A 10,901-nucleotide genomic window follows, 5' to 3' on the forward strand; every position below is an offset into this window, starting at 1 on the left:
ATCAGACTGATACCGGGACTGAGTGCGGTCAGCAGGCCTTACAGCCGCTGATCGACATCATCTTTGGGCAGGACAGACTTGACGTCATACAGCGCCGCACCCGGCTTGCCGAATGCGCGAATGCCTTCCGCGCCCATTGCCGCAATCTCATCATGGGCAACGGCCAGAATCATGCCGTCATACTTGCCTGTTTCCAGCACCTTGACCGGGCGAATGCCGTATTCGCGTGTGCATTCATCGGCATCGACCCACGGATCGTAAACGTCCACGGCGATGTCGAATTCCTGCAGGTGGCGCACGATGCTTTCGACCTTGGTGTTGCGGTGATCGGGGCAATTTTCCTTGAAGGCGAAGCCCAGCACCAGCACCCGCAGATCGCCCGTCAGCAGGCCCTTGCGGCCCATCAGGCGCACGAATTGGTTGACCACATACTTGCCCACCCGGTCATTGATGCGCCGTCCGGCGAGGATCACTTCGGGATGGTGGCCGATCTCCTCCGCCTTGTGGGTGAGATAATAGGGATCGACGCCAATGCAGTGTCCGCCCACCAGGCCGGGGCGCACGGGCATGAAGTTCCACTTGGTGCCCGCTGCCTGCAGCACTTCCAGCGTATCGATGCCCAGGCTGTTGCAGATCATCGCCAGTTCGTTGGCGAGCGCGATATTGAGGTCGCGCTGGGTGTTTTCCATCACCTTGGCCGCTTCCGCCACGCGGATGGAGCTGGCGCGGTGCGTGCCGGCGGTGATGATCTTGCCATATAGCGCATCGACGAAGTCCGCTGCTTCCACGGTGGAGCCGGACGTGATCTTGCGGATATCAGAGAGCTTGCGCTCCTTGTCGCCCGGATTGATCCGCTCGGGGCTGTAACCGCAGAAGAAATCGCGGTTGTATTGCAGGCCCGAAAGATGCTCCAGAATGGGTACGCAGAATTCATCGGTGCAGCCGGGATAGACGGTGGATTCGTAAATCACGATATCGCCGCGCTTCAGCAGCTTGCCGATAGCGCGCGTGGCCCCTTCAAGCGGGCCCAGATCAGGGTGATTATGCCCATCGAGCGGCGTCGGCACGGTGACGATGAAGACGTTGCAGGCCTGCAGATCGTCCCACACGCCGGTGAAGCTGAGGTTGGTTGCGGCCGCCAGTTCTTCCGCTGTCGCCTCCAGCGTCTCGTCATGGCCGGCACGCAGGTTTTCAACCCGCTGCGCCTTGATATCGATGCCGAAAGTGGGGAATTCCTGCGCGAAGGCCACGGCAACGGGCAGGCCGACATAGCCAAGGCCCACCACGCCAATGCGCACGTCCTCCATCTGGAGGGGAAAGGCTTGCGGCGAATGCGTTGCAAATTCGCCCGGCTTGCTCAGGGGATGGGACATTGTGCCTATCGCTGTGTTGTTTGCAGGGGCCAGTAACCGGACAGGATGCGTTCCCCGCCCTCGCCGCGCTCAACTTCGTCGATCACGCGCCGACCGATGCCGGAGATGTTGTTGTCATGCATGCGATAGCAGAACAGCGGCTCTGGCAGGTGGCGGCCATTCCAGCCATTGGCGACGATGCGCTTCCACTTGTGATGCTTGGTGCCCTTGCGGATCGCCTCATCATAAGGGCCAGCTTCCAGCACCATCGCTGCCAGACAAGTTGCCGGCTCAGGCACGAAGGAATAGCGATCCAGCAGCGCCGGGTCCCAGCCCGTCGACTTGCCGCGATCCAGATCCTCACCCGTGGGGGAGATCAGCATGCAATCGGTGTAGAGGAAACCGATGGAGGAATCTTCCGCGCGGGCCTTTTCCAGTTCGGCAATCGTCCGCTCGGCATAGCCGGGCGTAAGGATATCGTCGGAATCCAGGATGATGAAGTAATGGCCCTTCACATGCGGCAGCGCACGGTTGAGCGCGCCCAGCTTGCCGGCATTTTCCTCCAGCACAATGCACTGGCTGGCCGCAAGACCGGTGGCTGCATCCAGCGCCTTGGTGATTTCCTCAACCGAATTATCGGTGCTAGCATCGTCCACCACGATCAGTTCGATCGGGGAATAGGTCTGCGCCGCCACGCTTGCGATCGCTTCGCCCACGAACTTGCCGTAGTTGTAATTGGGAATGACAACGCTGAGCAGCTTGTTGGGGGCGGGGTTGGACAAGTGGGTCTCCATTAGGTGGTGCTACAGTAGTCACCGCTGACACAGCGGCAAGCAGAAATAGGCAAGGTTCAGATAGGCATCGATGGGGCCGTTACACCTGTTATTCGCTTCGCGCAAAAAGGTTGGCGGGCGATCGGTCGAGCCGGTCTATCAGTTCGGCGCATTCTCGCTGGATCAATTGCTTGTCGGCATCCGCCATGGACTCACGCTTTTCCTCACTGTCGGCGCGGAATTGCTGCTTGTCCGAATCGTCCTTCGAATGGAACCGGAACTGCTCCAGCATCAGCGCAAATTCCTCCTCCCCGGCATCGAACCGCAGGCCCTGGCGGATCATGGCGGGGAAGTTATCAGGATTGATGTTGGTGTAATTGACGTGGGTCACATCCCCCGGCGCCTGTTCGGCCAGTTCCAGATAGCGCGCGAAACAGCGTGACAGATAGCTGACATCGTCCATCGCCGCCGTGCTTTGCCAGTCCAGCCCGGTCAGGAAACCGGCCTGACGCCTGCCCTTGGCCCACAAGACTGCGGATGTTTCGCGCAGGACAGAGGCGATCACCTCCACCGGATTGCGATAGAGGAACATCGCCGGCACTTGCGGGAAGGCCTGCATGACAAAGTCCATATACAGCGTGTTCCACGATATGAACTTGATGAAGGCATGCGTCTGTTCGGGGCGGCGGCGGCGGGTCATGGCCAGCACCAGATTGCGGAACGCGTGCAGATTCTCCGCACTCGGTTCCGCTTCCTGCGTAAAGTCGCGGGTGATCGTGGCCCAGAAGCCGCGCTGCAACGGGCCGCCCTGGTTGATCACCACGTGGCGCGGGGACCGGGCCAGCGCCTTGGCCGTCAGCGTCGATCCGCAGCGCGAGATGTGAAACAGCAGCCCGCTGGGTGCGATGGGATCGGCCAGTATCCGGTCATCATGCAGAATGGAGAAATCGGTGGTGAATGCCTCACCGATCAGCCCGCCCTGCGCCAGCGACTGCACTGTGTACATGAACTGCCATTCGCGGAACGGGTGATCGCCAAGGTCGGCCCACAGCACACGGCCAGTGCCGCCGCTCTCGCTTTGGGGATCGATGGCAACGGGCACCATTCCGGGAGTCGCACGGATGCGCGCCACCGCCTCGTCATTAGAAAGGCAGGTCTTCCCGATGTCTGGGATCAGGCTGTTGACCACCTCGTGGTCTGGCAGGGCGTAGAGCGCCTTCAACTCGTCTCCGTCACACGAGATCGCATGTGCGCGTACCGGTGGAATCGGCGCCTCCTAGGTAGGCGCAGGGCGCATTGTCAACCAGTCATTGGCCTGCGCGCCCGGCACCTTGTCTGGCGAGACGTCCCGCCCGCACTCCTGCCGCACTCCTGCCGAACTCCTGACTCTCGCCCGATGGCGAAACACCTTGGCAAGCCTGCCCCCTTTCGGGCACAGGACGCGCGCACGTGGCATTGACCCGGTTGCATCCCTACATGGGGCTGACCGATCTCCCGCCATGCCGATATCTTGATGCAGGAAACAACCATGTCGAACACCATCTGGACCATGATCCAGCCCGCGCTTGTCCCCAGCGGCGGAATGGAAGTGCTCAACCCCGCTACGGGAGAGATGATCGCCCGTGTACAGACTTATTCTTCCGATGAAGTGGACGCGATCATCCAGCGTGCGGAGGCTGCCCGCAAGGGTTGGGCCGCCCTCACTGCCAAGGTCCGCTCAGACCGTCTGCGCGACTGGTACAATATGATCCAGCAGCATCACCATGAACTGGCCGCGCTGTGCACCGCGGAATGCGGCAAGCCGCTGGCAGAGGCGAGCGGAGAGGTGAATTACGCCGCCAGCTTCGCCGAATGGTTCTCCGAAGAAGCGCGCCGTGCCTATGGCGAAACCATCCCCGGTTTTGCCGAGGGCAAGGCGATCATGGTGACCAAGGAGCCGATCGGCACCTGCGCCGCGATCACCCCGTGGAACTTCCCGCTGGCGATGATCACCCGCAAGGCCGCACCGGCGCTGGCGGCGGGCTGCTCGATCGTGATCAAGCCATCCGAAAGCACGCCGCTGTCCGCCCTCGCGCTCGAAGCGCTGGCGGTGGAAGCGGGCATTCCCAAGGACGTGTTCCGCATCGTCCCCAGCGAAGATGCACGCGCCATCGGGCAGGTTTTCTGCACCCATCCGCTGGTTCGCAAGATAAGCTTCACTGGCTCCACCGCCGTGGGCAAGAAGCTGCTGGAACAGGCGGCCAGCACGATCAAGGGCGCCAGCATGGAACTGGGCGGCAATGCGCCCTTCATCGTGTTTGACGATGCCGACATGGATGCCGCGCTGGACGGCGCGATGATCGCCAAGTTTCGCAACGCCGGGCAGACCTGCATCGGCGCCAACCGCCTGCTGGTGCAGAAATCCGTGCACGATGAATTCGTCGATGGACTGGTGCGCCGCGTGCGCGACCTCAAGGTTGGCAACGGGGTGGAGCCGGGCATGGAAATCGGCCCGCTGATTACCGACAAGGCGCTGCGCAAGGTGGATGAACTGACCGCCAGCGCCATCAAGCAGGGGGCCACGCTGGCCTGTGGCGGCAGCAGGCATAATGCCGGCGCGCAATTCTTCACCCCCACCGTGCTGACCGGGGTGACGCAGGACATGGACATCGCCTCTCAGGAAATCTTCGGCCCGGTCGCCTGCGTGATGGCTTTCGATGACGAGGCGGAGGCAATCCGCATCGCCAATGACACGCGCTACGGCCTCGCCTCCTATTTCTACACGCGCGATCTTGGCCGCGCCTGGCGCGTGCGCGAGGCACTGGAATTCGGCATGGTGGCGATCAACGAAGGCCTGCTGGGAACAGAGGTTGCTCCGTTCGGCGGGATCAAGGAATCGGGCCTGGGCCGTGAAGGTTCTCGCCACGGGCTGGACGAGTATTTCGAGCTGAAATACGCGCTGATCGGCGGGCTTTCGGGCTGATCGGGAACGGGGCCACCCTGCCCTGTTACGGCCTGCCCCGTTACGCCCTGCCCCGTTACGGCCTGTTCAGTTACGGGGCGATGACCTCGCCATCCCAGCCCACCAGCGTGCCGCTGTCCTGCGGTTGCAGTCCTTCGAGAATGCGCATCAGATTGCGCGCCGCATCGCGCCGCATGGTCAGCTGACCGGCGGGCAGGCTGGACTGGAACGGCTGCGACAGCCGCGTATCCACCGTGCCCGGATGCAGGCCGACGATTACCGCCTGCGGATGCGTACGCTCCATCTCTATGGCGAAATTGCGGATCAGCATGTTGAGCGCGACCTTGCTCGCCCGGTAGGAATGCCAGCCCCCCACCCTGTTATCGCTGATTGAACCGACCTTGGCGGACAGGGCAGCGAACACGCATTTCCGGTCGCGCGGAAAAAGGGGCAGCACATGCTTGGCGATCAGCGCTGGCCCGATGGTGTTGAGCAGCATCACCTTCTGCATGGTGGCGGGGTCGAGGGCCTTGAGGCTGCGCTCCGGCCCGGTGCCGTCGGCCAGCGTCAGCACACCTGTGGCCACGACCACCAGGTCTGGCGGGTCGTCTGCCATAGCCTGCACGGCGGCGGCGATGGTGCTTTCATCCTCCAGGTCGAAACGGAAGGGCGTGATGCTCACATGCGTCGGCGTATCTCCGCCGCGTGATCCGGCCAGCACCTGCACGCCCTTGTCGGCCAGCGCACGGCACAACGCTGCGCCGATTCCGCCACTCGCCCCGAAAATGGCCGCCTTTTGCACCTTACCCCCGCACTCACCCGATTTTGGTTTTCTTGCTCCTTTATACGCAATTGTGGGCTGGTGAACATATGGCCTAAGAGCCGTGCAGCCAAGCTGCGCCGCAACCGCCCGGCGATGATGGCCATGCCTGTGCGCCGCGTCTGTCGCTCCGCCGAAATTCCGGCAAATCCGCCATTTTTTCCTGTTTACGGACCAAGGTCCGGCTTGCCCTGAACCGCCAAGCGTCTAGATAGGTCGGGAAGCAAGGAAAGCGGATCTGAACATGGCGACATTCACGCTCCCGAAGAACAGCAAGATCAATGGCCAGTCCCGCGCCTACACAGCGACGGGCGCAGGCCGGGTGAAGAAGTTCAAGATCTATCGCTGGGACCCGGAAAGCGGCGAAAATCCGCGATATGACACGTTCGAGATCGACCTGGACGAATGCGGCCCGATGGTTCTGGACGCGATCATCAAGATCAAGAGCGAGATTGATCCCACGCTGACCTTCCGCCGCTCCTGCCGCGAAGGCATCTGCGGCTCCTGCGCGATGAACCTCAACGGCAAGAACGGCCTCGCCTGCACCACCGCGATTGAGGATCTGAAGGGCGAAATTCGCATCACCCCGCTGCCGCATATGGAAGTGGTCAAGGATCTGGTCCCCGACTTCACCCATTTCTACGCGCAATATGCCTCCATCCGGCCGTGGCTTCAGACGGTTTCCACCACGCCAAGCGGCAAGGAACGCCTGCAATCGCCCGAACAGCGGGAAAAGCTGGACGGTCTGTATGAGTGCATCCTGTGCGCCTGCTGCTCCACCTCCTGCCCATCATACTGGTGGAATTCGGACAAGTTCCTGGGTCCGGCGATCCTGTTGCAGGCCTATCGCTGGCTGGCCGACAGCCGTGACGAAATGACCGGTGAGCGACTGGACGAGCTGGAAGATCCCTTCCGCCTCTATCGCTGCCACACCATCATGAACTGCGCCAATGTCTGCCCCAAGGGCCTCAGCCCGGCAAAGGCCATTGCCGAAACCAAGAAGATGATGGCGGAACGCCAGATCTGAGCGGCCTTTCTGGTCTGCGCAATGGAGGAACGTTCTTGCCATGAAGGCAGTGCCCATCAAACGGATGTCTTCGGGTAATAAGGAACTGGTCGAAGACTATTTCGAAGCCGGCCCCGCCTATCCCTGCATCTTCCCCGATGCGATTGCCGACTGGCCCGCATTGGGCAAATGGAACCTCGATTTCTTTGCCAGTCAATATGGTGATGAATTTGGCATTGCGACCTTGCACTTTGACCAGACTTCATCCGGCAAGGCGACAAAATTGGGTGAATTCATAGATCATCTGGATGCTCCCCTTGCCGACCTTCCGGGCTTCTGGATTGGACTGGGTGGAACACCCGTGGCCCAGGCACCTGATTATGAAGAAAGGCTCGTGTGGAGCTTTCGCTGGCATCCCCTGAAAAAGCACCGCGAGCTGCTCGACGACGTCTCACCATTCCCGGCAACCATGCCCAATATTGCGGCACGGTTGCCCCGCGATGTCTATGATTTCCTTCAGTCTATTTCCGGCTTCGATTTCCATTCAATCTATATCAGCAAGAAGCACACGATAACCCCCTTGCACTATGATCACAGCCACACCATCGGTTGTCTTGTGCAGTTTCAGGGCAACAAGAAAGTCATCCTGTTTCCTCCTGAGGATTTTACAAATAGCGAAGCTGCAAAATTTGATCCCGTCGGCCCGGATTTAAGCGCCATGTCGGAAATAGGCGACCGAACAGGGCATGAAGCAATCCTACAACCGGGAGAAATGCTTATCATACCGCCCGATTGGTGGCATTATACACACAGCCACGATCATTCGATTACCCTGAGCCACAATTTCTTCAACCGCTTCAATTTCGCGTCCCACATCCGATCGGTGTTTAACGACCTCGGTGATACTGAGGATGCGGCGCAATTGCTCGGCAAGATCAGGAAACATTTGCATAGCGAGCCCGTCGAAAGCCTGCCTGAGTAGCTCTCGTGAGTGCCATGCTTGAACGATACCAGGCCCTTATCGCATCGGGCGAATTGCGCCGCGATCCGCAACAACGCGCTGCTGCCGAAGTGCTGGCGGGCGTGCAAGACCAGCTTGAGAAGAATGGCAACAATCACAACGGCTTCCTCAAGCGCCTGATCAAGAAGTCTGAGCCGGTGCGCGGCGCCTATCTGTGGGGCGGTGTGGGGCGCGGGAAGTCCATGCTGATGGACCTGTTCCATGAAACGCTGGAAATCACCGCAAAGCGCCGCGTCCATTTTCACGCCTTCATGATCGAAGTGCACCAGCGCATTCGTGAGGAGCGCAAGAAGGAACTCGGCGACCCTATCCCGCCCGTGGCCGCCGCACTGGCGGCCGAGATCCGCTGCCTCGCCTTTGACGAGATGGTGGTCAACAATTCCGCCGATGCCATGATCATGTCGCGCCTGTTCCGCGCGCTGATCGTGGACCAGGGGGTGACGGTCGTGACCACCAGCAACCGCCCTCCCCATGATCTGTACAAGGACGGGCTGAACCGGGAGCATTTCCTGCCGTTCATCGATCTGATCTCCAGCAGACTGGAAATTGTCGAGCTGAACGGCCCCACCGATTACCGGCTGGACCGGATTGGAGACATGGCCACCTGGCATACTCCCATCGGGCCGCAAGCCACCGCGCAGGTGCGGGAAGCCTTCTTCCGCCTGACCGATTTCAAACCCGAAGATGCAGCGAACGTGCCGACCGGCGAACTGGACCTGGGCGGCAACCGCAAGCTGTTCGTGCCCAAGAGCCTGAAAGGCGTGGCGGTGTTCAGCTTCAAACGGCTGTGCGCGGAAGCGCGCGGCGCGTCAGATTATCTGGCGATTGCCCGCGCCTATCACACCGTCATCATCGTCGGCATTCCGATCATGGGGCCAGACATGCGCAATGAGGCGGCGCGCTTCGTGACGCTGATCGACGCCTTGTATGAAAACCGGGTGAAGTTGTTCGCCACTGCTGCGGCAGAGCCTGAAAACCTCTATCCGGCAGGCGACGGGGCATTTGAATTTGAACGCACGGTCAGCCGCCTGAAGGAAATGCAGAGCGACGAGTATCTGGCGCTGGGCCACGGCGAACCAGGCTGATTCAGGCGACGATACCGAGCCGTGCCAGCGATTTGTCCAGCATCAGCAATTGCCACAAGAGCCGCGAATTGTCGGACTTTCCGGCGATGTGCGCCTCTGCCATGCGGGTCAGCTGGGCCTTGTCGAACCAGCCCGTGCGCGCCAGCGCGCTGCTGCTGGCAATCGCGCGTGTCTGGGTCTGGAGCGGACCGCGCAGCCACTGCGCAATCGGCGTCACAAAGCCCTGCTTGGGACGGTAAAGTATATCGCCGGGAAGATATCGCTCCATCGTCTTCTTGAGCAGATATTTGCCCTGCGCGCCCTTCACCCGCACACTGTCGGGCAGAGTGGCGGCAAATTCCACCAGACGATGATCGAGCAGCGGCTCGCGCGCCTCAAGGCTCACCGCCATGCTGGTGCGGTCAACCTTGGTCAGGATGTCTCCGGGCAGCCAGAACTTCAGATCGGCATATTGCGCGCGGTCCAGCCCTGTTCGCGCCGGGGCGCGCTCCATCATGTCAATGAAGGCGTGTTCAGCCACATAGCCATCCAGCTGGCTGCCCAGCGCATCTCCATACAGGGCAAAGCGCTGATCCATCGGCACCGCGCCAACCGCGCTGGCATAGCCGCTGGCACCCGATCCGGCGAGCGAGAGCAGGGTCGATCTGGCGCGCAGGGGCCGCGGTGCCCAGTCGGCCTTGGGCCATGCCCGGCCCAGCGGACCGATCACCTTGGAGCGAAGGGATGCAGGCAATATCCCGCGCAAGCGCTCCTCATGATGGTGGAACACCTGCCGCCGATAGCCCGCCATCGCCTCATCCGCGCCATCGCCCGATAGCGCCACGGTCACGCTTTCACGCGCCAGCTGGCACACGCGCCATGTCGGCAGGGCAGAGGCATCGGCGAAGGGTTCGTCAAACATGCCCGCGATAGTGTCTATCGCATCAAACTGATCGGCGCTGACGATGCGGCTGGCGTGATCGGTGCCGAACATCGCGGCGACTTTTGCGGCGTAGGAACTTTCGTCCACCGCAGCGACGTCAAAGCCGATGGAACAGGTGCGCACCGGATCGCGGCTCGCCTCTGCCATCAGCGCCACCACGCTGGAGCTGTCGACCCCGCCTGAAAGGAACGCGCCCAGCGGCACATCGGCCACCATCCGCGACGTCACTGCCTCCCGCATATGGTGCAGCAGTTCCGCCTCAAGGTCCTTGAGCTTGCCCTTGCGCCGCTCGGCAAAGGAAATGTCCCAATATTGCTGCGGGGCGGCAGGTTCTGCATCGTGTTTGAGCAGGCGGAAATGGCCGGCCGGCAGTTTCTCCACGCCGCGCAGCATGCTGCGGTGATCGGGCACATAGCCCCAGGCCATGTAATCCTCCACCGCATGAGGATCGACATCGCGGCGCAGCAGCGGATGGGCCAGCAGGCCCTTCAGTTCGGAGGCGAAGGCCATGCTGCCATCGCTAAGCCGTGCCATGAACAGCGGCTTCACCCCGAACCGGTCACGCGCGAGAAACAGGGAGCGGTCCGCCCGGTCATAGATGGCAAAGGCGAACATGCCATGCAGGCGGGACAGGCAATCGGTGCCCCAGCGCTCATAGGCAGCGAGGATAACTTCGGTGTCGCCATCGGTGCGGAAGCTGGCGCCCAGCCCCTCCAGCTCCTTTCGCAGCTCCCTGAAATTGTAGATCTCGCCATTGAAGCTGATCACCGCGCGCTCGTCTGCCGATTCCATCGGCTGCGGCGATCCAGCGATATCGATGATCGACAGGCGGCGATGGCCCAGACCGACACCGGGAGCGGTCCACACGCCCGATCCGTCAGGCCCGCGGTGCGCCAGCACATCGCACATCCGCTCCACCCGCGCAGGGTCGACCGGCTTGATGGTTCCGCAATGAAAAATACCGGCAATCCCGCACATATC

9 protein-coding genes are annotated in these 10,901 nt (G+C 61.4%); 4 read left to right on the top strand and 5 right to left on the bottom strand.

The window, feature by feature from the left end; genetic code table 11:
• Positions 1-38 precede the first annotated feature (38 nt).
• The 3 genes from ABDZ98_RS10805 to ABDZ98_RS10815 all read right to left on the bottom strand — a co-directional run bounded on the left by ABDZ98_RS10805 (position 39) and on the right by ABDZ98_RS10815 (position 3,347).
• Positions 39-1,373: a nucleotide sugar dehydrogenase gene (locus tag ABDZ98_RS10805; protein WP_343807568.1), complete on the bottom strand. Its 1,335-nt coding sequence runs from the start codon at positions 1,371-1,373 to the stop codon at positions 39-41.
• 5 nt (positions 1,374-1,378) lie between these two features.
• Entirely contained in the window at positions 1,379-2,134 is a 756-nt protein-coding gene (locus ABDZ98_RS10810) for a glycosyltransferase family 2 protein (RefSeq protein ID WP_343807571.1), read from the bottom strand.
• 100 nt (positions 2,135-2,234) lie between these two features.
• Entirely contained in the window at positions 2,235-3,347 is a 1,113-nt protein-coding gene (locus ABDZ98_RS10815) for a hypothetical protein (RefSeq protein ID WP_343807574.1), read from the bottom strand.
• Between the two features lie 306 nt (positions 3,348-3,653).
• On the opposite strand from ABDZ98_RS10815, the gene ABDZ98_RS10820 reads away from it, so the two are divergent.
• Positions 3,654-5,087 (top strand): NAD-dependent succinate-semialdehyde dehydrogenase, encoded by a 1,434-nt coding sequence (locus ABDZ98_RS10820; RefSeq protein WP_343807577.1) that lies wholly within the window; start codon positions 3,654-3,656, stop codon positions 5,085-5,087.
• A gap of 70 nt (positions 5,088-5,157) precedes the next feature.
• On the opposite strand, the gene ABDZ98_RS10825 is transcribed toward ABDZ98_RS10820, so the two are convergent.
• Positions 5,158-5,868 carry an SDR family NAD(P)-dependent oxidoreductase gene (locus tag ABDZ98_RS10825; protein WP_343807580.1) on the bottom strand — a complete coding sequence of 237 codons (711 nt, stop codon included), beginning with the start codon at positions 5,866-5,868 and terminating at the stop codon, positions 5,158-5,160.
• 262 nt (positions 5,869-6,130) lie between these two features.
• On the opposite strand from ABDZ98_RS10825, the gene ABDZ98_RS10830 reads away from it, so the two are divergent.
• From ABDZ98_RS10830 to zapE, 3 genes are read left to right on the top strand one after another with little or no spacing between them, the layout of a single operon-like run.
• The gene (locus tag ABDZ98_RS10830) at positions 6,131-6,913 is read left to right on the top strand and encodes a succinate dehydrogenase iron-sulfur subunit (RefSeq protein ID WP_343807583.1); all 783 of its coding nucleotides are present in this window, start codon (positions 6,131-6,133) and stop codon (positions 6,911-6,913) included.
• A gap of 40 nt (positions 6,914-6,953) precedes the next feature.
• The gene (locus ABDZ98_RS10835; RefSeq protein WP_343807586.1) at positions 6,954-7,874 is read left to right on the top strand and encodes a cupin-like domain-containing protein; all 921 of its coding nucleotides are present in this window, start codon (positions 6,954-6,956) and stop codon (positions 7,872-7,874) included.
• Positions 7,875-7,879: 5 nt separating this feature from the next.
• Positions 7,880-8,998, top strand: a complete 1,119-nt coding sequence (gene zapE, locus ABDZ98_RS10840; protein ID WP_343807589.1) for a cell division protein ZapE — start codon at positions 7,880-7,882, stop codon at positions 8,996-8,998.
• A gap of 1 nt (position 8,999) precedes the next feature.
• Here zapE and ABDZ98_RS10845 read toward each other — a convergent pair whose 3' ends face one another.
• Positions 9,000-10,898 (bottom strand): XrtA/PEP-CTERM system amidotransferase, encoded by a 1,899-nt coding sequence (locus ABDZ98_RS10845; RefSeq protein ID WP_343807592.1) that lies wholly within the window; start codon positions 10,896-10,898, stop codon positions 9,000-9,002.
• Positions 10,899-10,901 lie beyond the last annotated feature (3 nt).

It is taken from the genome of Alteraurantiacibacter aestuarii (assembly GCF_039523595.1).
In the GTDB taxonomy this organism is placed as follows: Bacteria; Pseudomonadota; Alphaproteobacteria; order Sphingomonadales; family Sphingomonadaceae; genus Alteraurantiacibacter; species Alteraurantiacibacter aestuarii.

What these genes read in the sequence shown, in the direction of transcription:
- ABDZ98_RS10805 (WP_343807568.1), bottom strand. Translation starts at nt 1,373, where the DNA reads ATGTCCCATCCCCTGAGCAAGCCGGGCGAATTTGCAACGCATTCGCCG.
- ABDZ98_RS10820 (WP_343807577.1), top strand. Translation starts at nt 3,654, where the DNA reads ATGTCGAACACCATCTGGACCATGATCCAGCCCGCGCTTGTCCCCAGC.
- ABDZ98_RS10830 (WP_343807583.1), top strand. Translation starts at nt 6,131, where the DNA reads ATGGCGACATTCACGCTCCCGAAGAACAGCAAGATCAATGGCCAGTCC.
- ABDZ98_RS10835 (WP_343807586.1), top strand. Translation starts at nt 6,954, where the DNA reads ATGAAGGCAGTGCCCATCAAACGGATGTCTTCGGGTAATAAGGAACTG.
- ABDZ98_RS10845 (WP_343807592.1), bottom strand. Translation starts at nt 10,898, where the DNA reads ATGTGCGGGATTGCCGGTATTTTTCATTGCGGAACCATCAAGCCGGTC.